The organism is Dictyobacter vulcani (genome assembly GCF_008974265.1).
Classification (GTDB): domain Bacteria; phylum Chloroflexota; class Ktedonobacteria; order Ktedonobacterales; family Ktedonobacteraceae; genus Dictyobacter; species Dictyobacter vulcani.
Genome location: NZ_BKZW01000002.1, coordinates 49,031 through 73,292, shown reverse-complemented (window position 1 = coordinate 73,292; position 24,262 = coordinate 49,031). Strand labels below are relative to the sequence as shown.

The 24,262-nt window shown below is 48.7% G+C and carries 21 protein-coding genes; 9 read left to right on the top strand and 12 right to left on the bottom strand.

Going from position 1 to position 24,262, the window contains the following annotated elements; genetic code table 11:
* Positions 1-224: 224 nt before the first annotated feature.
* Positions 225-1,124, bottom strand: coding sequence for an NAD(P)/FAD-dependent oxidoreductase (locus KDW_RS18435; protein WP_198925365.1), 900 nt, complete (start codon positions 1,122-1,124; stop codon positions 225-227).
* 547 nt (positions 1,125-1,671) lie between these two features.
* Here KDW_RS18435 and KDW_RS36000 point away from each other — a divergent pair.
* Together KDW_RS36000 and KDW_RS18425 are read left to right on the top strand one after the other, a co-directional pair.
* A complete protein-coding gene (locus KDW_RS36000; RefSeq protein ID WP_151757455.1) occupies positions 1,672-1,830 on the top strand; it encodes a helix-turn-helix domain-containing protein in 159 nt (52 codons plus the stop codon).
* Between the two features lie 68 nt (positions 1,831-1,898).
* On the top strand, positions 1,899-2,822 hold the full coding sequence (locus KDW_RS18425; RefSeq protein ID WP_151757454.1) for a heme-dependent oxidative N-demethylase family protein: 924 nt from the start codon (positions 1,899-1,901) through the stop codon (positions 2,820-2,822).
* Between the two features lie 9 nt (positions 2,823-2,831).
* Here KDW_RS18425 and rfbB read toward each other — a convergent pair whose 3' ends face one another.
* Positions 2,832-3,872 (bottom strand): dTDP-glucose 4,6-dehydratase, encoded by a 1,041-nt coding sequence (gene rfbB, locus KDW_RS18420; protein WP_198925364.1) that lies wholly within the window; start codon positions 3,870-3,872, stop codon positions 2,832-2,834.
* A gap of 176 nt (positions 3,873-4,048) precedes the next feature.
* Here rfbB and KDW_RS18415 point away from each other — a divergent pair, with 176 nt between their 5' ends.
* Together KDW_RS18415 and nth are read left to right on the top strand one after the other, a co-directional pair.
* Positions 4,049-4,936, top strand: a complete 888-nt coding sequence (locus tag KDW_RS18415; RefSeq protein WP_151757453.1) for an NAD(P)-dependent oxidoreductase — start codon at positions 4,049-4,051, stop codon at positions 4,934-4,936.
* 163 nt (positions 4,937-5,099) lie between these two features.
* A complete protein-coding gene (gene nth, locus KDW_RS18410; RefSeq protein WP_151757452.1) occupies positions 5,100-5,783 on the top strand; it encodes an endonuclease III in 684 nt (227 codons plus the stop codon).
* 50 nt (positions 5,784-5,833) lie between these two features.
* Here nth and KDW_RS18405 read toward each other — a convergent pair whose 3' ends face one another.
* From KDW_RS18405 to KDW_RS18380, 6 genes are all read right to left on the bottom strand, one after another.
* Positions 5,834-7,024, bottom strand: coding sequence for a cytochrome P450 (locus KDW_RS18405; RefSeq protein ID WP_151757451.1), 1,191 nt, complete (start codon positions 7,022-7,024; stop codon positions 5,834-5,836).
* A gap of 213 nt (positions 7,025-7,237) precedes the next feature.
* Positions 7,238-7,687: a PTS sugar transporter subunit IIA gene (locus tag KDW_RS18400; RefSeq protein WP_151757450.1), complete on the bottom strand. Its 450-nt coding sequence runs from the start codon at positions 7,685-7,687 to the stop codon at positions 7,238-7,240.
* 24 nt (positions 7,688-7,711) lie between these two features.
* Positions 7,712-9,292, bottom strand: a complete 1,581-nt coding sequence (locus KDW_RS18395) for a PTS transporter subunit EIIC (RefSeq protein ID WP_151757449.1) — start codon at positions 9,290-9,292, stop codon at positions 7,712-7,714.
* A 483-nt stretch (positions 9,293-9,775) separates the two neighbouring features.
* Positions 9,776-10,678 (bottom strand): carbohydrate ABC transporter permease, encoded by a 903-nt coding sequence (locus tag KDW_RS18390; RefSeq protein ID WP_198925363.1) that lies wholly within the window; start codon positions 10,676-10,678, stop codon positions 9,776-9,778.
* A 49-nt stretch (positions 10,679-10,727) separates the two neighbouring features.
* Positions 10,728-11,657, bottom strand: a complete 930-nt coding sequence (locus tag KDW_RS18385) for a carbohydrate ABC transporter permease (protein ID WP_151757448.1) — start codon at positions 11,655-11,657, stop codon at positions 10,728-10,730.
* A gap of 158 nt (positions 11,658-11,815) precedes the next feature.
* Entirely contained in the window at positions 11,816-13,174 is a 1,359-nt protein-coding gene (locus KDW_RS18380; RefSeq protein WP_151757447.1) for an ABC transporter substrate-binding protein, read from the bottom strand.
* 463 nt (positions 13,175-13,637) lie between these two features.
* Here KDW_RS18380 and KDW_RS31850 point away from each other — a divergent pair, with 463 nt between their 5' ends.
* Both KDW_RS31850 and KDW_RS18375 read left to right on the top strand, forming a co-directional pair.
* Positions 13,638-13,793, top strand: coding sequence for a hypothetical protein (locus KDW_RS31850; protein WP_162005369.1), 156 nt, complete (start codon positions 13,638-13,640; stop codon positions 13,791-13,793).
* 41 nt (positions 13,794-13,834) lie between these two features.
* A complete protein-coding gene (locus tag KDW_RS18375) occupies positions 13,835-15,037 on the top strand; it encodes a transposase (RefSeq protein WP_151757446.1) in 1,203 nt (400 codons plus the stop codon).
* A gap of 167 nt (positions 15,038-15,204) precedes the next feature.
* On the opposite strand, the gene KDW_RS18370 is transcribed toward KDW_RS18375, so the two are convergent.
* Entirely contained in the window at positions 15,205-15,423 is a 219-nt protein-coding gene (locus tag KDW_RS18370) for a DUF2795 domain-containing protein (RefSeq protein ID WP_151757445.1), read from the bottom strand.
* Between the two features lie 422 nt (positions 15,424-15,845).
* On the opposite strand from KDW_RS18370, the gene KDW_RS18365 reads away from it, so the two are divergent.
* A complete protein-coding gene (locus tag KDW_RS18365) occupies positions 15,846-16,412 on the top strand; it encodes a hypothetical protein (RefSeq protein WP_151757444.1) in 567 nt (188 codons plus the stop codon).
* A complete protein-coding gene (locus tag KDW_RS18360; RefSeq protein ID WP_198925362.1) occupies positions 16,409-18,631 on the top strand; it encodes a peptidase domain-containing ABC transporter in 2,223 nt (740 codons plus the stop codon). Before KDW_RS18365 ends, KDW_RS18360 begins: the two co-directional genes overlap by 4 nt.
* An 18-nt stretch (positions 18,632-18,649) precedes the next feature.
* Here KDW_RS18360 and KDW_RS18355 read toward each other — a convergent pair whose 3' ends face one another.
* Positions 18,650-19,537 (bottom strand): DUF6612 family protein, encoded by an 888-nt coding sequence (locus KDW_RS18355; protein WP_269822507.1) that lies wholly within the window; start codon positions 19,535-19,537, stop codon positions 18,650-18,652.
* A gap of 414 nt (positions 19,538-19,951) precedes the next feature.
* Between KDW_RS18355 and KDW_RS18350 the strand changes: the two genes are divergently transcribed.
* On the top strand, positions 19,952-20,428 hold the full coding sequence (locus KDW_RS18350; protein ID WP_151757442.1) for a hypothetical protein: 477 nt from the start codon (positions 19,952-19,954) through the stop codon (positions 20,426-20,428).
* Positions 20,429-20,509: 81 nt separating this feature from the next.
* On the opposite strand, the gene KDW_RS18345 is transcribed toward KDW_RS18350, so the two are convergent.
* Both KDW_RS18345 and KDW_RS18340 read right to left on the bottom strand, forming a co-directional pair.
* Positions 20,510-21,469, bottom strand: a complete 960-nt coding sequence (locus KDW_RS18345) for an amidohydrolase family protein (RefSeq protein WP_151757441.1) — start codon at positions 21,467-21,469, stop codon at positions 20,510-20,512.
* Between the two features lie 106 nt (positions 21,470-21,575).
* Positions 21,576-24,248 carry an alpha/beta fold hydrolase gene (locus tag KDW_RS18340; protein ID WP_151757440.1) on the bottom strand — a complete coding sequence of 891 codons (2,673 nt, stop codon included), beginning with the start codon at positions 24,246-24,248 and terminating at the stop codon, positions 21,576-21,578.
* Positions 24,249-24,262 lie beyond the last annotated feature (14 nt).

Genomic DNA, 24,262 nt, shown 5'->3' with positions numbered 1-24,262 from the left:
GGGATCGGTGTGGACACGATGATTCCAGTGAGGCTTGTGCTTGAAATTGACAACGGCATAGATGCTGAATTTTTCATAGCAGATCCTCCTTTCTGAATATCGTGTATATGGACCTATTAATGGTCATCACAAATATAGAAGATAACTTGGTATTTGTCAAGTTTTTGTTTAGCTATTTTTGCCTGCGGGATGGCCATTGAAGCAGCCACCCGCAGGCAAAATGGTTATTCTTCTTTGAATGAACGATAGCTCCTGGTGAGATCTTCTTTTTGCAGTTCTTTGTTGATGAGGACACCGAGCTCGGCCCCATCGGCTACCGCACCGCTGACCCAGCGCGTCTGATAGACATCGCCAGCCATAAAAACTCCAGGTGCTATCGGCTGTTGATATCTTTCAGGCATTTTAAGGCCCAGTTTTTCTAGCAGTTCTACGCGTCGTTGCGGTTTTGTTTGCAAGAAGAGTGCCCGCCGTGGCAGGACGGAGCCGTCCGCAAATACAATGCGTTCTAATTGTTGATCAAAGCCTTCTAAGCGAGCAATCGGCTCTTCGCAAATGCGTATCTCATGATGGGTCAGGAATGCGATTTCCCTGGCATCGAGCTGGCTTGGCCCATTTGTGCACAATACAATATCGCGGCTCCACTGGAGGAGCTGTAATGCCAGCGCTTCTCCTGCTGCCCCCTGACCAAAGACTGCCAGTGGCTGATCGCGCAGTTCCCAGGCATCGCAATAGGGACATGAATAGACACCTGCACCGAAGAACTGTGAAAAGCCTTCGATGTTTGGAAGGGTATCGATCAGACCTGTAGCTAGTAGTAGGGAGCGCGCTGTGTGGATACTGTTATCCGCAAGTTTTACTGCGAAGGAATTACCCTCTCGCACTGCTTCTGTGACTGTAGTGGCGCGCAATTCTACATTGGTGTACGGCTGTAATTGATCTCTACCAATCTGCCGAAATTCTTTAGGTGAAATACCATCACGTGTCAAAAAATTATGCACGGCGCGGGAGCTAGCATTGCGTGGTTGTCCACTGTCACATACCAATACATAGCGGCGGCAGCGGCCAAGCATAAGGGCTGCACTTAGACCAGCAGGGCCAGCACCAACAATAATTACATCAAGCACCTGAGAAGCCTCCTGTTTTCTGATGGATGGGACTCAAGCTGTGTTACCTGCAACATCTCCTTATTCTTTGCATAGCAAAGCGGGGGGAATGAACCAGTATTTATTATTCAGTACGTAGCATTCTATAATCAGCTGAAGCAGATATGATGCAAGGTTGTGTAGCAACCATAGCACAGCATATAAGTTTTATATTATTTTAGTCCCTTTTTATATATTATATTGAAGCCTCAAAATGCATGCCGGGATGTTTGCTTTTATCTCTATCAAGACAACTTCTTTACCACTTTTCCTACCTTTTTCATAACAATTTACTCATTTTTCTGATTACAAGCGTCATAACTTTATCAATACATATGTGCGCATGTGTTATTACTTTGTGAAAGGAGCTTAAATAGCTATGCTGACCTGATACTTGATAGCCTGAATGTATGCTGACGCAGTATATTCGTGCAGATAGATTGGATTTGGTGTTTATTGAGAGTAGTAAAGTAAGCACAAGTGTTACATAATTGTAACAGGATATTAAGGTGGGTTAGTGGAGGCGTTTATGAACGACAATGAGTTTGGGCGGCTAATACGCACGTACAGATTGCAGCGTGGTTGGAAACAAGCAGATTTAGCTGATCGTTGGGGGTATTCGAGAGAATATGTCTCTAAGACAACAAGTAGCATCCTTCCCTCGGCATCATCGTTATTTATTAGTTGACGTAATGTATATATTGTGCGATAAACATTTATATATATCGCACAATATATATTGGGAGGGAAAATTATTTGTTTCAATACTTTCCTTTCGATGTCGATCATTTCTCTATGACGATGGGCACACGGGCCCTGGGAAAGGGATTTGTGATCGAGGTTGATCCTGCTTGTTATCATGCAGAGATCACTTTGAAGCAGCGACTTCTGAACGACGATACTTCCTATTATTTTCAGGCCTTGCCACATACTGAGCCGCTGCAATGGGATACGCTGACCTATCTTTTACCTCACCTGGCAGCTTGCTATCCTCAGCATTTTTCGCTGACCATGCAAACTGAGCACTGGATCTGGCATAATCATTTATTACAGGAATGTGTCACCTTTCAACCCGGTGTACACGCCAGTTTACCCTTATCGCCACTGGACTGGCTGGGCCGGCAGCTTCAGGAAGATCTGTTGCTGCTGGATGGTAGCGTCGATGGCGGTATTCCTCTGGTCGCGGGACAACTCTGTTTTCCGAATTCCTGGTGTTTAGAGGAGAAGCTGGGACAATCCTTCTTGCACATCCATGATCCCGTTGCTTTATTTGCGGAACAGCTTGGGCGCTCTTCACAATTATTATTGGAACGCTTAAAAGTGGGCCGTCCCGTCTGGCGACTCAACTGGGCATTTCGCACGATAGATAGACTGGATATAACCCCACGTACCGCCCATGAGATCCAGCAATCCTATCAGACGTTGACGCCAGAAACTATCGGTGAGCGCTGCCTCCTACGCGTTGAACGGCAAACGCTGTCCCGACTTCCAACCACAGGTGCGATTCTTTTTACCGTCCATACCTACCAGGAGTCCGTGGCTGAACTGACCCACAATGTGAAGCATGCCCGACGTATGGCCAGTGTGTTGCGCAGTACTCCCGCCGAGGTGCTGGCATATAAAGGCATTGCTCCATTCGCGGACCTGTTGCTTGATTATTTGCAGTTGCGCAGCCACTAATCAAGCAACCTATCTTTCCTTTGGTTGCGTGCCTCGTTGCAGAGCGGATTGTAGAAACTCGTTGTGCTTCTCTTTGATGCCTGCCAGCCAGTCTGTATGGGTCTGATACCACTCGATAGTTTGCTTGATACCTTCATCGAAAGAGATCCGGGCTTGCCAGCCCAATTGTTGGTATATTTTAGTAGTATCTACCGCATGCCGTCTGACATGGCCTGGCCGGTCCTGCACAAAGCTGATCTGCTCAGCAGACTTTTCCAGGCTCTTCAAGATTAAAGCGGCATTTTCCAGCGTGGTTCGTTCTTGATCGGCTCCAATATTAAAGATTTGACCATCGAGGCTGCTATCTGCTTGATGGAGTAAGACGCTCAGTGCTGCTACATGATCATAGACATGGATCCAGTCGCGGGAATGTTGTCCGTCGCCGTAAATGGGCAGGGGACGACCTTCAAGGGCGTTCAAGATAAATAAGGGCAGTTGTTTTTCGGGATATTGATAGGGACCATAATTATTGCTACTGCGCGTAATCGTAACCGGTAGGCCATAGCTGGCCCAGTAAGAGAAAGCCAGCGTGTCGGCTCCGGCTTTGCTGGCTGCATACGGCGAGAGTGGGCGCAAACTATCAGTTTCCACGGATGGACGACTCATCCCATCTGGCGAGCAGGCATTGCCATAGACTTCATCAGTAGAAATATACAGGAAGCGCTGCATGTGTTGCTTGCGCGCTGCTTCTAGCAAGACATAGGTGCCCTGTACATTGGTGGCAATAAAATCCTGGGCACTCAATAGCGACCGATCAACATGGGTTTCTGCCGCGAAATGCACGACCGCATCACAACCTGCCATGGCCTGTGCGACAGCTTGTTCATCGCAAATGTTCGCCTGGATAAAAGAAAGTCGATGTGTAGAAGTTAGCGATGGAAGATTAGCGAGATCACCGGCATAGGTTAATATGTCAAAGACAAGAATGTCATCTTCAGGATAATTATCCAGTATATATCTGACAAAGTTGCTCCCAATAAAGCCAGCGCCTCCGGTGACGAGTATCCGCATACCAGTTCCCCTCAGTATAATAAGAGATTGATTTATAATAATCATTGACAAATTTATGTGTTACCTGTTCTTATCATAGCATCTATATGGAAACGTTGAGCATTCTCGTGTGATAGAGCGAACTCAGCATCACTTTCTAAACGTGATAAGAATAGTAGAAAGGAATGTGTAAAGCTATGACTGAATCTATCGGTTTTATTGGCCTGGGCAACATGGGACATCCCATGGCGATTAATGTGCTCAAGGCTGGTTATAATATGAAGGTCTACAACCGTGATCTGAGCAAGACAGAGAAAATTGTCGAGGCCGGTGCCAAACGTGGGATCCGTCCCGATGATGTGGTGGAGCGCGGTGGTATCGCTGTGAGTATGCTGGCGAACGACGAGGCGCTGGAAGCGGTGACACTCGGCCACGATGGTTTACTGTCTCGCCTGGGTCCTGGTGGCGTCCATGTCTCTATGAGCACGGTTTCACCTGCGCTGGCCCATAAGATGCATGAACTCCATGAAAAAGAAGGCTGTTCCTATGTAGCGGCCCCTGTCTTTGGACGCCCTGAGGCGGCGGCGGCTCAGCAACTATGGATTGTCGAGGCTGGCAATGCGGCGGCGAAAGAACGCGTGCGACCTGTACTCGAGGCCATGGGACAGGGCATCTTTGATTTTGGGGAAGATCCATCCCATGCCAATATTGTCAAAATTAGTGGCAATTTCTTGATTGCGTCCGCGATGGAATCGATGGGCGAGATTTTTACGCTGGCCGAAAAAAATGGTATTGATCGCACGCAAGTTTTTAATATGCTGACACAGACCATTTTTGGCAGCCCGATTTACAAGAATTATGGCCAGAAAATTGCTGAGAAAAACTTTCAGCCCGTGGGTTTTCCAATTCAGCTGGCTTTAAAAGACATCAATCTGGTCCTGGATGCCGCCGAGCAGGCGCGGATGCCCATGCCCTTTGCCAGCCAGTTACACGACCGTCTCCTATCTGGTATCGCGAAAGGCCGTGGTGAAAACGACTGGGCGGAATTGACCCGTGGGATTGAAGATGAGGCAGGCATAGAATAGTCAGGATCCTATTATTGCAGAGGGAAAGATAGTCCACTGGACCTTCTTTCCCTCCTCAGGCTATACAATTGTCCTGTTTTATTGCCTTAATTGTGCCACGCAATGAGAATAGAGTAATAACAGGCTTTTGCTACTATAGTTATAGTCAAGATAAAGGATCATAATGGAAGATACGCCTCAGAAGACAGTTTCCACTCCACAGTCAGCGACTGCATTACCCATTCAGGATACGATTGATGAGCTCAAGCAGCTCTATCCGGTTGCTCGCTATGATCTGGATTTTACGACCCCGTTAGATTTATTGGTGGCGGCGCAACTTGCGGCCCAGTGTACAGATAAACGCGTTAATTCTGTCACCAAAGACCTGTTCCAAAAATATCGCCGGGCTGAAGATTATGTGGCTGTCCCAATGGAAGAACTGGCCGAAGATGTGCGCAACACGGGCTTTTATCGGAAGAAAGCCAAACAGATTCAAGCTGCCTGTCAGTATTTACTGCTCGTTCATCAGGGAGAAGTGCCACAGACCATGGAAGAGCTGGTGAAAGTACCTGGCGTGGCGCGTAAGACCGCCAATGTCATCCTGGGAAGTGCCTTTGGGATCGTTGATGGCATTATTATTGATACCCATGTCGGTCGTCTGGCCCAGCGCTTTGGCTGGACGCAGCAGAGTGATCCAGTCAAAATAGAACAGGAACTGATGCGTCAGCTCCCACGTGAAGAATGGCTAAGCCTGGCTCATCGCATTATCTACCACGGACGAGCCGTCTGCATGGCTCGCAATCCACATTGTGAACAATGTACTTTAGCTCAACAATGCCCCTCATCATCCCTACATGTTACTCAGTAATTCCCCTGGTGGCCTCACATATAAGTGTGAGGCCAGAACTTGTCTGACCATCAGTTTTCAAACGTCATTGGCAAGCTTTTAACCCCATACACAAAGGAGCTGGCGACATGTTCAAGCTTGCTATCAGGTTTGCGCTGCATGCCAGTAAAGCGTGTGAGCAAGACTTCTAGCGCGATCCTGGTTTCTAAGCGCGCCAGGGAGGAGCCGATGCAGAAGTGGATGCCATGGCCAAAGCCAATATGCCGGTTGGGATTGCGGTGGAGATCAAATCTTTCCGCATCTACAAAACGCTGCTCATCGCGATTGGCAGAGCCCAGAATCGGCGACACGATATCGCCTGCTTTGATCATTTGTCCACCGAGCTCTGTATCGACTGTGGCTGCCCGGCGCAGGCGTTGGATCGGGGTGCGATAGCGTATCACTTCCTCGATGGCATCTGGAATCAGGGTGAGATCGTCCTTTAATTCTTCAAAGACGTGTGGATGTTCGGCAAAGGTCAGTAAGGCGTTGCCGATCAGATTGGTTGAGGTTTCATGACCGGCGACCAGCAGGAGTCGGCAGAAGCTTAAGATTTCGGCTTCAGTGAGATAAATGCCTTCAATATGCGCACTCAGCAGGGCGCTGATTAGATCATCCTCGGGCTGCTGGCGGCGTTGCTGCACGATACTTTGAAAATAGTTGTTCATCGCAATGACCGCTTGCTTTTTCTCCTGCCGTGCCGGACTGACGATAATATCGGACCAATGCTTAAACTGTTGTTGGTCCTGAATCGGTACGCCAAGGAGTTCCGCGATGACGATAATGGGTAAGGGATTGGCCAGGTCAGCGACGATATCTATTTCGCCATAGGGCGTAACTTGATCCAGTTGGGCATGCACAATCTCTGTGATGCGCGGTGCCAGATTGGCAATGGTGCGTGGCGTAAAAGCCAGGTTGATCAACGAGCGTAACTGCCGATGGCGCGGCGGATCTGTCCAGAGCAGGGTTCTGGCCGCATTGCTATTCTGTCTGGTGGCCTTTGGCCGGCTTCTAATGGATTGCTCGGAAGAGAAGAGGACTGGATCATTGATCACGTTTTGCACATCTTCATAACGCGAAATAAACCAGCTATGAAATTCGCGTGAGTAATAGACAGGATGCTGTTCCCGTAGCTGGCGATAGCAGTGAAAAGGATTGAGGGGATCCTGGAGGATCCGGGCTGTCAATGATGGGTTGCTTGGTGGGAATGCCGTGTTGTGCATGCGCTTACGTGTCCTTAGCCTTGCTTATTTATTGCTGGCGTATCTGCCAGTCGGACTTATAGTGTAGCCGATCCTGGCCTGTTTCGTCATCCCTTTGGACGTGAGTTCAAGGAAACGTGTTGTGGATGTTTCTCATCTATAAAAAAGAAGAGCCTGCCGAATGCTGCACTATTGCAGAGGTATAGGGTAGCATCTGGCAGGCAGGATGAACGTTTAGATTTCCAGGACAAAGAGGATGTCTTGTCCCGCTTTGACGGCACCACTGGCACGGCTGATAATGGTGCCCAGGCCGCTAGAGACGACCGGGCTGAGTACGACCTTGCCTTCTCTTTCGATGATGGCGCGATCAAAACGTACGATTGGTGTTCCGGCCTCTACTATTTGTCCCTCGGTGGCGATATTTTCAAAGCCGGTACCATTGAGTTCAATCGTGTCCAAACCGATATGGACGATCAACTCCACCTCACCTGCCACAATTCCAAAGGCATGGCCCCCTGGAAACAACTTCATCAACTCTCCACTGATCGGTGCCACCGCGATTGAGCCAGTTGGATCAATCGCGACGCCATCGCCCGCCATTTTCTGGGCAAATACTTCGTCAGGCACTTTTTCAAGCTCAACGACCATGCCATCAATCGGGGCGAGTACGTGTATTTGTGTCATGGCTTATCAACTTTCTGTTTTATCCTACACGTCAATAGTATCCTGCTTACGCAGGCTGTTGATACGGCTGGCAATGCGATCCGATTGCGTACCCATGACCACCTGCACGATCTTCCCTTTTTTGATGACTCCCGATGAGCCCAGAGACTTCAAGCGAGCTTCATCGATGGCATCTGGATCTTTGGCGAAGATGCGTAAGCGTGTGATACATCCTTCCAGGCTCTCGATATTGGCCTTACCACCCAGCGCATCCAGGACTTCACGGGCCAGTACCGTATCTTTATCTTCCTCCGCTGTTGCCGCTGTATCAACCGCAGGGCTCTCCTTTGTACGCTTAGCAGGTCCACGCTGGGACTCAGGTAGGATCCAGTCGGCTGCCATTCCTGTCGAGTCTTCACCGCGTCCAGGTGTGGCCAGGTTGAAGCGCGTAATAAAGAAGCTGAAGACAAAGTAGTAGATCACCGCATAGACCAGGCCTACCAGGATCAGGAGCCAGGGATTGCTGGTGTTGGATTTATTGAAGTTGAGCAGCAGGTCGATCAGACCGGCGGAGAAGCCAAAGCCGATCTTGATGTTAAGTAGATAGCAGACGGCCAGGGCAGTACCGGTGAGCAAGGCATGTACCACAAAGAGCAGTGGTGCCACGAACAGGAAGGCGAACTCGATGGGCTCGGTAATACCGGTCAGGAATGATGCTATGGCAGCTGAGAGCAGAATACCGGCGGCTACCTTGGGAAATTTGGCATGCCGGATCATGGCCAGACATGCGGCTGGTAGACCAAACATCATCATTACAAAGAAGCCGGCCATATAGTTTCCTGACGATGGATCCCCAGCAAAGTAGCGGTGCAGATCGCCATGCACTACTGTTCCATCCGCACCTTTATAGCTACCCAGTTCAAACCAGAAATATGAATTGAGTACATGGTGGAGACCGGTCGGGATCAGCAGGCGGTTCAAGAAGCCATAGATACCTGCGCCAAAGGGTCCAAGAGAGACAATTCCGCTACCGATTGCATTAATGACCTGTCCGATCGGAGGCCAGATAATGCCAAAAATAAGTCCAAGCACCAGGGCGGTCAGCGCGGTTATGATCGGCACAAAGCGTCGGCCTCCAAAGAAACCTAGATAATCGGGCAAGCGAATATCATGATATTTTTTGTACAATCCAGCGGCGACCAGGCCCATCAGAATACCACTCAGGACATCCATGGTAATGTTTGGGTCAGGCTTGAGTGTGCCGTCCGCAGCTTTAATCTGAGGAATAATGTTGTTAAAGACCGCGGTAAAGACCAGGAAACCCACCACGGCTGCCAGGGCGGCTGTGCCTTCACCACCCGATAGGCCGATAGCGATACCAATGGCGAAAATAAGGGGAAGATTGCTGAAAATAGCATCGCCAGCTTTGCCAATCCAGTCCAGATGGATTTCCCAGTTGATGAAATGCCAGTGGAACTGACCAAGCATATCCGTCTGTCCCAGGCGTAGGAGTAGTGCGGCCGCAGGCAGTACGGCAATAGGAAGCATGAGGGAACGACCAAGGGTTTGTAGAGCACCCAGGACACGATCGCCGGGGCTGGCTGTTGATGTGCTGATTGAGTTCATCGCAAGTTCTCTCCTCTACGAAAAGAGTGAATTGAAGTTCCACTCTTAAGAACATATATGCAGCTATAGCAACGTAGACGAATGCTGTCTCCTATAGCTGCACCTCGTGAGAACAAGTCTGTTAGAATAGATGCTGTTTTATTTCTACCTCTATGAATTCCTCTGCATAATTATGAGATAGACCATGCATAAAATATAAAATTTTCCCTTATAAATGTCAAGATGTCTAGACCACTAGATTACATAGCATATCTCTGATTATGATCAGAATGTGTCTGAATCTCACTCTTACCGATGTCTTTTCTTCTGGGCGCACTGGGGCAATAAAGCGCCCAGGCTTTTGAATGCCACTGGTATGAAAACAGTGGTGAAGAGATCGTGTGAATACATTATGCCAATGAAGAAAAAAAAAGCAGCCAGCCCTGGATATTCAAGGGTTGGCTGCTGGCGTTTGTACAAAACGCTTTGTCTGTCTGAGTAAGATTAGCCTTTAACCGCTCCTGCTGTCAGACCGGAGACGATACGGCGCTGTAAGAAGAGGACGACGATGACCAGGGGAATAGTCACAATGATAGCTGCGGCAGCTAATTGTCCATAAGCGACGACGTGTTCGGAATTAAAGCGGGTGATACCCACGGTTACAGGTTGTGCGCTCTCATCACTGGTCAGGTTTAGACCAAACAGGAAGTCGTTCCAGACCGCGATAAATGAAAGGATCGCCGATGAGAAGATGCCAGGAGCCGTCAATGGCATAATGACATACCACAGGGCTTTGAGCCGTGATGCACCATCTATGCGGGCTGCCTCTTCTAGATCTGGTGGCAGATCACGGAAGAACGAGGTCAGGAACCAGACGACCAATGGAATGTTCAATACCAGGTCAGCAATAATCAAGGCCCAGTAGGTATTGTACAGATAGATTGGTCCTGTGAATAAGACGAACAGTGGTCCGAGTAGCGCGATAAACGGAAACATCTGTACTGAAAGTACGGTTGCCAGGACCGCTGGTTTGGCTTTGAATTTCATGCGTCCCAGCGCATAAGCGCAGAGAATACCGAACAGCAGAGCCAGCACCGTGGTGACGGAGGCAATAATCGCACTATTTCTCAATGTCGGCAAGAAAAAGGTTGAATTGGTCAGTACCTGGACATAATTGCTGAAGTCAAACTGCTGCGGAAAAATGGTTGGCGGTGAAGCATTAATCTCAAGACCATTTTTGACCGAGGTCACGAATGTCCAGTAGAGCGGGGCCAGTGAGACAACTACAATCACTATCACCGCGATATAGCGTGCTATTTTTCCTGTTTGTTCCATGCGCTGCTTTGCAGCGATACGTGCTTTGGCCTGTGCGATAGACCTGTTAGTTGCTTGCTCCGTTACAGCCATTGTCTCTCGTCCTCTCCTGAAAGTATGTTCTGGTTATCTATAAACATCTTTAACTCACTCGTTTTAAGGTATTACCCATCAGCGAAACATAAATCAGACTGATGACAATACCAAAGAGGAAGACGATGACTGCGGCTGCTACACCGGGCGTGAAATCGCTGGTTGTGCCACCAAACATAAAGTAGTTGGCATAGGTTGACATGGACTGTACTGAGCGTTTGCCGAAGACATAGAACAGGTCAAAGACGCGCAGGGCATCCAGGGTACGGAACATCAGGGCGATGATCATGGAATCACGCAGCAATGGAAGGGTGATACGCCAGAAGGATTGCCAGCGTGTACTTCCATCTACACCGGCGGCTTCATAGAGTTCATCGGGAATAACCTGCAGGCCTGCCAGGATCAAGAGGGCCATAAATGGTGTGGTTTTCCAGACGTCTGTAATCAATGCGGCAATAATGACACCACTGGGACTACCAATCAGTGTGTCGCCAGGTTTGAGCAGGTGCATCCATTGCAGGATAAACGTGATGATACCTGTCTGGTCATTATACATCAGAAACCACATCTGGGCTGAGACGACGGTTGGGAAGGCCCAGGGTACCAAAATAGCTGCACGCACCAGACCACGACCAGGGAAGGTTTTGTTGATCAATAAGGCGATGCCCAGACCAAAGATGGTTTCGAGGGCCACGCTGACTACGGTGAAAATAACCGTATTCAAAATCGAATTCTGAAAGACGGAGTCTGTAAGGACTTTCGTATAGTTGTCCAGACCTACAAAGCCTGGTGAGGGGAGGAAGGGATTACTAAGAAGGCTGATACGCAAAGAATCCAGCATTGGATAGACTGCGACCACCAGGATAAGCAAAATCGTTGGAAGCACCAATATGTATGGCATGATTCCACTGCCATCTTTATTACCCCCTCGTCGCGTTGGTTTTTTTCTGGTGCTTACTTCAGCTTGTTGTGTTGCCATAATTCTCTTTCGCTTTACTTCAAAAAAGATAATAGAGGCGGTAGAACATCATTGCTAACAGGTGCCTGCTATTTTTCGTTTGTCACTAGAAGTTCAGTTTCACTGATAAACGTGCCAGTGAAGTTTGTTTAAACCTCACTGGCAGTTTAAGAAAAAAATTACTTGGAGCCTACTACTTTTTGCAGGTCAGATTCAAGCTGTTTCAAAGCATCAGCAGGACTTGCATCCTTTTTGAGGGCCTTGTAGATGTTGCGCTGGATTGCATCCGAGACATCAACATATTTTGGTGAAACAGGACGTGGCAGGGCGTTTTGCAGAATTGGTTTCAGCTTGCCAAACAGAGGTACTTTGGCCAGTACATCGGGATCGTCATAGACGCTCTGCAATGTAACTGTGTAGCTGGCACCAATTGCCGCAGCCTTCTGAGACTCAGGGCTCAAGGCGTATTTAATGAATTCCCAGCTGGCATCCTGCTGCTGTGAGTATGCATTGATGGCCATATTCCAACCACCGATAGCTGAGTGGCCATTGGCCTCAGAACCACCATGTGGCAATGAAGCAATATCGAACTTGTTCGGAATCTTGGATTCCTGTGCGTTATTGCTCTTTACATAGGCATATGGCCAGTTACGCATATAAGCCGCATTGCCCTGCTCCCAGGCTGCCAGTGACAGATCCTCGGTGTAGGTGGTGATGGCGGCTGGTGAAATGCCACCGACCCAGCTGGTCATCGTGGTTAGAGCTTGTAACGCCTGTGGGCTATTGATGGTTACTTTGGTGGCGTCATTGGCATCCAGTACGGAGCCGCCGAAACCATAGAGAACCTCAACAAAGTCACAGACCAGGCCTTCATACTGTGAACCCTGCCAGACATAGCCATATTTCACTTTGGATGGTGAGACGCTGGCAGCGGATTTTGTCAGTTCATCCCAGGTTTGAGGTGGGGTAGGAACGAGGTCTTTGCGGTAGTAGAGCAGACCAAGGTCGGTTCGGAATGGGGCTGCCCACAGCTTACCATTGTACGTACAACCTTTGATTGGACCCTGAAGATATTTGGCGCGCTCGCTGGATGGCCATTTGCTTTCGTCGATCGGCACAGTCCATTGCTGCTCAGCAAACTGGGCTGGATACACGATGTCGAGAGAGATAATATCGTTACTGTGGCTACGGGCACGGAACATGTTATTATATTTGGTTAACATATCCTGTGTTTGTGTTGGTCCCTGGATCCACTGAACGTGGATACCTTTTTGCTTACCAACTGTACTGTTGAATTTATTAACGATACCTTCATAAGTGTGCGTGGTATCGTTATCACTCTGCCAGACAATATTGGTTGCAGCGCCATTTCCACCAGTGCTGTTTGAACTACCACCACAGGCTTCAAGTAACGAAACCGCAGCAGAACTGCTCAGGCCAATTACTGCGGCACGCTGCATAAAACTGCGGCGTGTCAGGCGGCCTGAGCGCATTTTGACAATCATTTCATCGAGAGCTTGACGTTGCTCATGAATCATAAGAAGGAATCCTCCCTTGGATAGAATGATCCGGAATTATTGCTAAGATTGGCATTAATCCATCTCTGAGGATCATATTATAGCCAAATTTTTTGACCTCTACCAGAGAGAACACAAAAAAAGTCTCTTGAGGTTACAACTTTCAGCCCTTTTTGGCACGGAAAATTCATCTTTGACAAAATTTTGTTTTACTTCTTATTGATTTATGAGATTATTCTGATTGTTTTTATTACTAGAAATTGCCATCATAAATTTTGCATAAATATATAACTAAAGCTCATACTATCGAGATCTTACTCGTTGGAACTTCGCGCCTTTGGCACTCAAAATATCATGAGTTATCCCGAATTTTGAGAACATGTGTTCGAGTAAGAAAAAAGGGGTGAAAAGAAGAAAACAAAGACCTCCTGAATTATACTTGCACTACCAAAAAAAAACGCAAGCAGGAGGTCTTTGAACATCGATGTCACTCAAGTATGCCATAGCAGGAACAAAGCGGCAAGAGGCGCAGGAAAAATTGCAGCGAGTTACCAGCTTGATGGAAGAATATCTGGAGCCGCTTGCCAGGCCGCTAGACGCGTATGTGGATAAGCGGTTAGTGCGGACATTCTCCAGCTGATCCGAACCATTATCGAAGCTAGAAATCAGTCAACAGGATTGATGGTCAGCGAATTAGGGTCAACCATGCTCAGCGGGAGACAAGCGACAGCAGGAGAAAAGAGGATTCATCGCCTGCTCACATCGGAAAAATGGAGTGAAGAGCTGATCAGGATCTTCCAATGGAATCAGGCCCAAGAGCGATATGAAGAGTTAAAGAGAGAGGGAGAGGAGATTCTCGTCGTTTGGGACGGAAGTGAGATAGAAAAGCCAGAGAGCCAAAAAGCAGAAGATTTGTGTGCAGTTCGGTCAAGTAAAGCAGCAAGGCGAAAAAAATCGCGGAAGGGAATATTTAATCAGCCAGGAGGAAAACCGATCATTGTGCAAGGATACGAGTGGACAGCGTGTGTGGTTGTAGGAGAGAAAGGGAAGCCATCACTGGCAATGATGGACTTTTGGAGTAGAAGAGGTCCAGATGCTCAAACGACCAAAGAGGAAGAGGAAAAAATGTTAGCGAAAGTAGCGAGGGAGTGGGGAAGAAATGTATTGCACGTGTTTGATCGGGGATACGCTGGTGGTCCATGGTTAGAGATGATGTGGAGGCGGCACGTTGATTTCGTGATTCGATGGAAGAAAGGGCATCATTTTTTTGATGAAAATGGGGAAGAGAACTCATTAGGTCAATTAGGAAAGAAGAAAAGATCAAGAGATCATCGTATGATTTGGGATGCAGTAAAGCATGAGAATCGCAAGACAGGGATTACCTGGATGCAGGTACGACATGCATCCTATTCAGAAACATTATGGGTTGTGATTGTAAGAAGAGGAGGAGAACCATGGTATTTAGTGACGAATCGATGCATTGAGACGGAAGAGCAAGCATGGAAGATCTACAAAGCCTACTGCAGAAGATGGCAAGTAGAAACCGTGTTTCGCTATGAAAAGAGTGAATTGGCGATTGAAACGATTCGCATCTGGAAGAAGGAGAAGCGTAACAAGTTTTTTCATATCATATCGCTCGTCCATTCATTGCTTTTGCATCTTTTAGATGATGATTACAGAGATATCATTACATGGATTTTCCGTGAGTATTGTCATCGAACAGGGAAAAAGCAGAAAGAAGCGAAAGTTCCCATCTATCGTCTCAGATGGGCTTTAAGCCGCTTCTTTCAAGAGATCCGACCTGTATTTTTATTTGCCTGGAATGTTCAACCCTCAACAGCCTTCCATCAAGGGTTGAACGTCCGTTCTCAAAATTCGGGATAACTCATGGAATGATGGGCACTTTAGTGCCCGCGTGTGGCTGAGCGTGACGCTCCCAGATAGGGGGCGCAAGCACAAAAAAGAGCAACTCCTGGGAGCTACTCTTTTTTGTGCTTCGGCAGATAGCGTGGTTGATAGACACATTCCACGCTATCTGCCTGGCAGGCAAGCTAATTGCGACCAGCCTGACCTGAACCGGTACCCAGGGACAGATCGCGATTCACTTCGTTCATGGAACGATAATGAACATTGGGTAGCTGGCTCAATTGACGACAAATCTGCTCATTGGCACCTTGTTTGCGGGCAAGATTCACAATCTCTTCGCGCTGAACTGGAAACTTTAAGCCTTTTAAGTAGGTTTCAATATTGGTTGAATCTGCTTTTGTCATTGTAAAAATCCTCCTTAAGGTTCAGTTCTTTATATAGAGAAAACTGAACAATAACTATTTTTTTTAGCTTGCAGACGACCTATAGGATAGTCTGTTATAGCCAATATATTCAGGTGATAGTAATGCGAAAAAGTATGTATAGAACTGTTAATGTCCTTCAACCATCTGGTTTTCTCACTATCTACTTCACCACTAATTATGTTCGACTTTCTTCGTACTTTCTTAAGTATGGTTCAACATGAATGCAATCAGGGGTGATAATGTCCACAGAAACTGGCTGCCCTATATCCATATGCATTTCTATTGACACAACAGGGCAGGTGCGTTAATGTATGGAGGGATTATACATGTAGAAAATCGCACCTCTGACTTTTAGCGGTTGTGGGATACGTGGGATACGTGATGGAAGAAAGTAATCTGCTATGTCCGGGCTTCCTCCATATCGTGAACGCGCATTAGAGCACTATGCGCAGCAAAATCAAACAACGGTTCTGCCACGCCTTATTTCATTGCGGACAGCGTTGTATCTGTGGATTGTGCTGGCTATTCTGCTGGTGGCCGTGGTGGTTTCCTGGTTTGGGCGGATTCCAGTTTTTACGACGGGCTCAGGAATTGTGCTGGGACAATCAACGGACCAGACCGATCAGGGATTGTATGCTTTTTTGTCGCCTGCTCAACGAACACATATGCGTGTGGGACAAACTGTACAGGTCCAACTGGGAAATAGTGGACCGGCCTTTACGACGGTGCTGGAATGGGTGAGTCCTCGGGTGATTACACCGAGTGTGGCGCGTCAACACTTTGTGTTAGGGAGTAGGGCCTGGGGCGTGCTGATAGAGCCTGCGGTGGTCGTCAAGCTCATGACTCCACCGGGCTTTTCGTTGCGAGCTTTTTCGGGGAGCGTGATTACGGTCAGATTGCAAGTGGGATCACGTCCCGTGCTTGCTTTGATTCCCGGGGTGGGTCAGTTTGTGGGGGATGATCAGTGAATAATACACCAGATGATGTAGATGCTTCAATTTTGAAGTCTGGTAAAAAACATGGACATACGTTTCGCGTCCCTTTGTTGCAGCAGATGGAGGCGGTCGAGTGTGGGGCTGCCTGCCTGGCGATGATCCTGAGTTATTATGGCCGTAAAACGACTGTGACTGAGATGCGCGAGTTTTGTGGTGTGGGGCGTGATGGCCTGAATGCGCTGGCCCTGATAAAGTCTGCCCGGGCCTATGGTTTGCAGGTGAAGGCGATCTCTCTGCAGGAAAATAATTTTCGCCATATCAAGCTACCCGCTATTGTGCACTGGGAATTTAATCACTTTTTGCTTGTTGAGCAGTGGTCGTTGCAGAGTGTGCAACTGGTGGATCCTGCCCTTGGTCGGCGCCGTGTGACTGGGGAGGAGTTTGATCGTAGCTTTACCGGCATTGTTATTATGCTGGAACCGGGACCCGCTTTCTCGACTGAAAATGCGAGAGGCCAGCATCTGAGTCTGCGTGCGTATGCGCAGCGTTATTTACGCCTCGCGCCCGGTGTCATGGGACAGATCTTGCTGGCTTCATTATTATTGCAGGCGTTCGGCCTGGTGGTGCCCATTTTCACTGAGATTGTCGTGGATCAGATTATCCCTGCCAGGCTGCTTGATGGCCTGACCCTGGTCAGTATCGGTCTGTTGCTGATCATTGTTTCCCAGACCGTCACGACCTTATTACGGGCCACGGTCCTCTCGTATCTGCAGGCGCGGCTGGATATAGAGATGATGCTTAATTTCTTTGATCATTTGTTGAAGCTACCGTTGCGCTTCTTTCAACAGCGCTCCAGCGGTGATATTATCTCGCGTTTGAGCAGCAATCTGGTGATCCGCGATGCTATCGGTAACCAGTTAATCTCCACGGCTCTGGACGGTGTGTTTGTGCTGGTCTATTTTATCATCCTCTTGCTGGCCTCTCCATTTCTGGCCCTGATCGTTGTATTGATCGGCGTGTTTCAGGGGATCCTGTTGCTTGGAACTGCGCGTCCTGTACGTGATCTGGCGCGGCGCGAACTGATCGCCAGCGGTAAAGCGCAGGGATACTTCTCTGAAGTCCTCAAAGGGATTGTGTCGCTGAAGGCCGCCGGCGCCGAACAGCGCGCTCGTAGTACCTGGTCGAATTTCTTTTTTGAGCAGATGAATGTGGCCATCAGACGCAACTATATCTCTTCTGTGGTCTCGACGGGGATGGGATCATTGTCTGCGCTGGCCCCGTTTCTCTTGCTCTGGGTTGGCACCGTGCAGGTCTTGAATGGTAGTCTGCGTCCTGGTACGATGCTGGCCTTAAATGCGCTGGCGATTGCCTTTCTCTCACCGCTCTCTTCTTTGATTAGCAGTACCCAGACCCTGCAATACGTCCAGGCCCATCTTGAGCGTATCTCGGATGTGATGGCGGCTTCACCAGAACAGGATGCTACGACCGTGCAAACGCCACCACATTTGCTGGGCAATGTACGGCTGGCAAATGTCTCTTTCCAGTATGATCCGCATTCAGCGCCTATTCTCAAACAGATCTATCTCAATATCGCCGCCGGTCAGAAGATCGCGCTGGTGGGCAAATCTGGCTCTGGCAAAACCACCCTGGGGAAGTTGTTGCTGGGACTCTATCTGCCGACTGATGGCGAGATCTTCTATGATGATCTTGCTCTGAGTACGCTGAATTATCAGCAGGTGCGCTCCCAGTTCGGCGTGGTGATGCAGGAAACCAATATCTTTAGTGGCTCTGTGCGCCAGAATATCGCGTTCAATGATCCAGGCATGGACATGGAGCGGGTGATTACGTCCGCGCAAATCGCGTCCTTGCATGATGATGTGATGCAGATGCCCATGGAGTACGAGACCTTTGTCTCTGAGGGTGGGAGTGCCATCTCGGGTGGTCAGCGCCAGCGACTGGCTCTGGCCCGTGCTATCGCTACGGCTCCAGCCATCTTGTTGCTGGATGAAGCGACCAGCAGCCTGGATGTTGTGACCGAGGCTGCCGTTGAGCGCAATTTACGCGATTTGACCTGTACACAGATCATCATCGCTCATCGTCTGAGCACGATTCGCAATGCAGACCAGATTCTGGTGCTGGATCAAGGCCAGATTATTGAACGCGGTTCGCATCACGAACTCTTGAGTATGAATGGCTTCTACACCAGCCTGATTCAAAGCCAGCTAGAGAGTGGTCAGATCAAAAGTAACTAACTGTTTTTTAAGAACAGCTTATGGGCGGGCCACGTTAAAGATACTTTCGGGATTATCAACGGGCGTGGCATCGGCAGGCGCGGTAATTGTGGCAGGTTGATTAAACTTACTCCAATCGAGCGTGGTATTGACATCCATGGCGCTAATGGTGGCATTGGCTCCAGGTGTGGGTGCCGCCGTATCTGTACTGGTAGGTGTCGATGTATTGTTGCCAGCTTGCAGGTTGATTTTCAGTTGGGCCCGGTGCATATAAAAGTTCGTTTCATCGATCCAGACATCGATACTGGATTGTACTTTAGTTGCACTGGCGAGCAAAGCCAGGAGGTACTGTTGTCCCTGAATTTTCTGTAACTGGGTGCTGCCAGTTAATACTTGTTTTAACGCATCTTTATCCATTGTCGCGGTGATGTGCCGCATGTTCTGACCATCGACGGCTTCCAGATCATGATCCTGAACCGTGATATGTGACAGGACAGGTAGCAGATCCTGCGGATCAAATGTGACTCCGGCGAAGGGATTAGCGGCCATACTGGCATATGTTTTGGTGCTGGTGACAAACCATTTCTTTTCAGGATTTTGAATATAGACTTTATCTCCTTTGACTACTTCTGCAACTGGAATGGCTTGCTCGAATGAATTAAGGGTTAACTTAAATTGCTGTTGATCTGGCTGGACTTCATCGCCGGAACCTTTGAGGGTGCTGGTTGTTTTGCCATTGCTCATTTGATTATTACTTTGAGATGACAACTCGATGTGCACTGATTGCAATTTTTTCATCGCATCTGAGCTTTTTTGGAACACTTGCTGGAGGGTATATGAGCTTTTGGGAATAGATGGTTGATCTTTCTTTGCCGTAGTACCTGAAGGTGCATCTGAAGCGCAGGCACTAAAAGATACTGCTATCATACAGACCAATAAAGATATCATTAAGCCAGCATATTTTTTCATAACTATACGTCCTTGTTCTATTTATATATTTCACCTTATTATTAGACGCCGCTACACAGCAATTTTGCACCTGCATTTTATCCTTAATGAATGGCTTCTCGCACTCTAAAGAGTTGTAGTAGGTTGTGGTGAACATGGCGCGATCGCGCCATGTTCACCACAACCTACTACAATAATAATGGGCACTTTAGTGGCCGAGCACAACAATGACAATCAGAAACTCTTTAGCTTTAAGACTATCATTCTAGAGCTTTATATATTATTATTATTTTAGATCGATGTACTTCTAAGCCATGACGATTTGCTTTAATGCGTCAAATGTACTTTCCATAGCCCCTGGTTTGTCCAGCAAGCTAACAAGGATTAAGTGCAATGAAATATCTTTTTCGTGGCTTCGCCTCTCAATCAGGTATAAAAAATGAGCGCTTTCCTGATGAATTAGACAGATTTATGGTTCGCCATCGACTGGCTCTCTTCAAGTCTGTTCATCAAGTCAGGCGTCATCGCTGGCGTATTCTCTGTTCGCTCATGGTGCTCTGTGCTTTGAGCGTCATCTGGTTTTTGCCACTGTCTGATGATACCGGGGCTGTACAGACTATTCATCAGCATGCAACCACTGCGTTGACAGGACTACAAAAGGTCTGTGATCAGCCTCCAAAGGTCTTCCAACAGTTTGGCTATTCATCCTCCAGTGTGCCAGCCAGAGCTGTACTGGTTACATTACCGACCCCGACCCAATTACGTTTGACAAAGCCCGGAGATGTGACCTATGATCCTGTTCACAATGTGCTCTGTACGGTAGGCTGGACCGGCCTCTATACGCGCTTTATCCAGCAACCCGGAAAATGAATGATCTTCAACTGCGAAGGCGCTTGCTCATACGGGGACTGAGCGCAGCTGCAAGGGCTGCCGCTACGAGTTGAGGGCTTTTTATTGAGACGTCAGGGGGGTGAGCAGGCGTTCTGTGTTTCCGCTGAGGATGGCTGCTTTTTGCTCTTCTGTGAGTTTGAGGATGGCCAGTAGTTCGTCGACGCGGCGGCGGGTGGTGATAGGCATGATCGGCCAGTCGCTACCAATCAGGACATGCTCGGGTCCTAAGAGATCGATGGCGAAGCGCAACGTTGGAATGTCAAAGCCCATGGTGTCGATATACAGGTTTTTCCTGAGTTCAGCCGGGCTGGAGCCTTTCCAGTTGTCGGCGCGCCGATATTCGTGTTCGGCGATGCCCGAGAAGAAGAGGGATGCGATGCCTATCATGGGCAAGACAATTCTGAGGTTGGGATATTTATCAAGTATGCCACTGCGTAAGAGTGAAAGAATACTGGCTGCGTTTTCTGTCCCTCGCGCCAGTAAGGTACCTGTATGACCCAGATGGGAGAGTCGCTCGGTCAAACCCGCTGGACTGACAGGATGCACAAAGATGGTGATACCCAGTTCCGCCGCCATTTCCAGCACAGGACGGGCCTCATTGGCGTCCAGGTAGTGACCTCCCTGTGAACAATCTATGCAGATACCGCGTAAATGTAGTGTCTTGATTGCGCGCACAACTTCACGGGCTGCCGCCTTGCCTTGAAAGGCATCAATGGTGGCCAGACCCAATAAGCGGTCGGGATAGCGGTCCACCAGCGTGGCTATCTGGTCGTTGATGCGCTCCATTAAAATGAGCGGTAATTGTTCCACAGGAGAGACGATGGTGCTGGCAGGCGCGCTGATAACTTTGGCATCGATACCTGCTACGTCCATCGCTGCCAGCTGAGCCTCAATATTGGTCAGCATCGGCCATGCACGCGCAACGCCTGTGGTTCCTTGCGGAACTGGTAATGGAAGCCAGCCCTCGTCATAATAGTGACTATGAAAATCAATCAAGCGAGGAGGGTCCTGTGGCATCATAAGAGATAGATCCTTTCCCTAAGTCATTTTTTCGCTGGTCTTTCGCATCTGCTGCTTTTCTGTTATAGCATGCTTTTTTTGTTTTTACAATGGATAATAATAAGCATTAGCCCTTTTTGCGTCGACTCTGGATCATGCCTACTTTTTGCGACGGCTCGGACTTTTGTGCTTCAGTATCTTTCATAAATCCCGCTACGGCTGTGAGAAAGATATCAGGACTTTCAAGCCAGGGATAGTGACCTACTTCTGGGATGATTAAGAGGCGATTGTTGGGTAGTATCTCGGCCCACTCTTTTGACGATGCCGGCGGAATGAGATCTTCTGCACCGTGTATGATCAGGGTTGGTACCTCCAGTCGGGCGGCCATGCCGCGCCAATCCCATTCTCCCATAGAGGCTGCGAATTTTTCAAAGAACGCTGAAATCGTATCTGGCCATTCGTTGGATGATACCCAGGGATCACTCTTCATTTGTGCCAGCGCTGCTGGCCTTCCCATCTGTCGTGGGAGTCTGGTGGCCTTGATATATTCACGGTTATAGGTGCCAGGATCTTTTTTGTCGATGCCGTTGGCCAGCATTTCTTCCAGGCGTTTGATCGCTTGAGGATCCAGCCGCTTATCAGGCTCAATGTCGCGTGTATCTTCGTATTCGCCATAACGCAGCGCCATGGGTGCCACCAGGATCAAGCAGTTTACCCGCTCTGGATGCTGCATGCTATAGAGAGCTGTGGTACCACCCAGATAAGACCAGCCTAAGAGCGAGCAACGGGTGACATGAAAGTGGCGTCTGATCGCTTCAAGATCATTCACATCGTGCTGCATACCGATCTTTGCCGCGTCTACAATCGTATCCGATTTGCCGCGCCCGCGTTGATCGTAGAAAATCAGTGTATATTCTCTGGCCAGCGCATCCAGATCGGCGGCCAGCCAGCTCGCGGCAGGAATGATGATGCTTTCGGGTCGATTGCCGAGCACCTTGTAGTAGAGGTGTATATCATCTTCAACGGTCAGGTAACCTTCCTGTGGCTGGCTACTAATTGTCTGTTGCGGTTGCGTATCCAGTTTCGCCAACTGCTCTATCCGCTTGCCTGGGATAAATCCTCTTTTGCTACGATCCCTGGACTTATTTGCGGTGACGAGTAACTCATCATCTGCATCTGGCTGGTTGCGGTAATAGCTGTCAGGAATCTCGTGTGATCTGTGTTTTTGTTTATTAATAATGCATCCCAGGACCTGGTTGGCATACTGTCCCAGGAGAGTTTGCATGCGGCGTATACTTTTTTTATCGATTTTAGTGCTATCCACGACGATGAGCACACCATCAACTTTGGCCAGCAGGATGTTTGTGTCAGAGAGGCCGAGCAAGGGTGGCGTATCAAAAATAATCGTTTCAAAGTCGCTAGCTGCCAGCTGGGCTATGACACCATTCATCGCTTTAGAGTCCAGCAGCTCAGGTGGATTGGGTGGCAGGGAGCCTGCTGGCATAATTGACAGATTGAGCGTGTCTGTCGGATATATATAGTCGTGGAGTGACAAGCGTAAGTTTGTTGTTACCTGGCCCTGGAGGGTCCGCGTTGAGGATGCAATGCGATATTCTTGCAAGCAGTGCTGCACGGCATTACTTAAGCCTTTTTGTCCGGTTGCCAGCTGGAACTTTTTCTCCAGGGTTGGTCGGCGCATATCCGCATCTACCAGCAACGTTTTCTTGCCAGCCCTGGCCATAAAAATTGCTAGATTGGCCGCAATCGTGCTCTTCCCGTCCTGTGGCGTGGCACTGATAATCGCGATTGAGCGCAGCGGTTTCTGCGTCTGTAACAAGCCCACGTTGGCACGCAGCAGCCGATAGGCCTCGATATTGGCGCTCTTCTCCTCTGGTAGCAGTAGTGTCTCTTTTTGTTTACGCTGTTTTTTTGTCCGTGCTGTTTCGCGCCAGATCGTGGCGAGCATTGGCCAATCCACCATTTTTGCCAGTGCCTCTTCTGAATACACCCTGGGATCAAGGTGTTCGCGGAGCAATGCCAGCAACAGGCCTAGCAATAAGCCAGCTAATAAGCCGATCGCGGTGTTCAGGCGGATATCTGGCTGAGATGGAGTGGTCGCAGGCTGGGCAGGTTGCACAATATGCAGAAAGGTACTTCCCTGAGCTTCGGTTATCTCTAACTGGGCCAGCAGCGATTGTAATTGATTATAATGCAGGTGCAAATCCTCAATTCTGGCGTCCATTGCTCGCTGTTCGATCTCATTGTCTTTAGTTGTTGCGAGCCTGGCACGCTGCTTATCGGCGTCTGCGATTTGCTGGTGTGTTTGCTTGAGATCTTGCTGAATTTGTTTGAGGGAGAAGGATTTATTTTGTTGGATCAGTGCAATTTGTTGCTTGATCAGGATCAATGCGACGTTATTGGCGATGGCGGCGGCACGCCAGGGATCCGGGTCAAGTACATCAATCGAGAAGAGTTGTGTACCCGCTCTGGCATTGACGCTCACGTTCTTTGCCAGTTGCTCGATGGAAAGGTCGGAGTAGTGTGAGGCTACCTCGCGTAATACAGGAATGCTGATGGCCAGTTGCGCCTGTGTTCGTACCAGTTGATCGCTGGCTGTCAGGCTGTCGGTATCGAGCGGATTATGTTCTGAATGCATAACGAGCTGGATAATAGTTGTGGCTTGATATCTGGGTACAATCAACTTGCTGCCCAGATATGCTCCTGGTCCCACCAGTAGAATACATAAGAGAATCAGTTTCCAGCGCCTGGATAATGCCTGTAAATACTGCCCGGTTGTCATGGACTCCTCTTTTC

Bases quoted from the DNA above. Each gene is read 5' to 3' on its own strand.
- KDW_RS36000 (WP_151757455.1), top strand. From the start codon at position 1,672: ATGAACGACAATGAGTTTGGGCGGCTAATACGCACGTACAGATTGCAG.
- rfbB (WP_198925364.1), bottom strand. From the start codon at position 3,872: ATGCGGATACTCGTCACCGGAGGCGCTGGCTTTATTGGGAGCAACTTT.
- KDW_RS18415 (WP_151757453.1), top strand. From the start codon at position 4,049: ATGACTGAATCTATCGGTTTTATTGGCCTGGGCAACATGGGACATCCC.
- nth (WP_151757452.1), top strand. From the start codon at position 5,100: ATGGAAGATACGCCTCAGAAGACAGTTTCCACTCCACAGTCAGCGACT.
- KDW_RS18405 (WP_151757451.1), bottom strand. From the start codon at position 7,024: ATGCACAACACGGCATTCCCACCAAGCAACCCATCATTGACAGCCCGG.
- KDW_RS18400 (WP_151757450.1), bottom strand. From the start codon at position 7,687: ATGACACAAATACACGTACTCGCCCCGATTGATGGCATGGTCGTTGAG.
- KDW_RS18395 (WP_151757449.1), bottom strand. From the start codon at position 9,292: ATGAACTCAATCAGCACATCAACAGCCAGCCCCGGCGATCGTGTCCTG.
- KDW_RS18390 (WP_198925363.1), bottom strand. From the start codon at position 10,678: ATGGCTGTAACGGAGCAAGCAACTAACAGGTCTATCGCACAGGCCAAA.
- KDW_RS18385 (WP_151757448.1), bottom strand. From the start codon at position 11,657: ATGGCAACACAACAAGCTGAAGTAAGCACCAGAAAAAAACCAACGCGA.
- KDW_RS18380 (WP_151757447.1), bottom strand. From the start codon at position 13,174: ATGATTCATGAGCAACGTCAAGCTCTCGATGAAATGATTGTCAAAATG.
- KDW_RS31850 (WP_162005369.1), top strand. From the start codon at position 13,638: ATGTCACTCAAGTATGCCATAGCAGGAACAAAGCGGCAAGAGGCGCAG.
- KDW_RS18375 (WP_151757446.1), top strand. From the start codon at position 13,835: ATGGTCAGCGAATTAGGGTCAACCATGCTCAGCGGGAGACAAGCGACA.
- KDW_RS18370 (WP_151757445.1), bottom strand. From the start codon at position 15,423: ATGACAAAAGCAGATTCAACCAATATTGAAACCTACTTAAAAGGCTTA.
- KDW_RS18365 (WP_151757444.1), top strand. From the start codon at position 15,846: ATGTCCGGGCTTCCTCCATATCGTGAACGCGCATTAGAGCACTATGCG.
- KDW_RS18355 (WP_269822507.1), bottom strand. From the start codon at position 19,537: ATGATAGCAGTATCTTTTAGTGCCTGCGCTTCAGATGCACCTTCAGGT.
- KDW_RS18350 (WP_151757442.1), top strand. From the start codon at position 19,952: ATGAAATATCTTTTTCGTGGCTTCGCCTCTCAATCAGGTATAAAAAAT.
- KDW_RS18345 (WP_151757441.1), bottom strand. From the start codon at position 21,469: ATGATGCCACAGGACCCTCCTCGCTTGATTGATTTTCATAGTCACTAT.
- KDW_RS18340 (WP_151757440.1), bottom strand. From the start codon at position 24,248: ATGACAACCGGGCAGTATTTACAGGCATTATCCAGGCGCTGGAAACTG.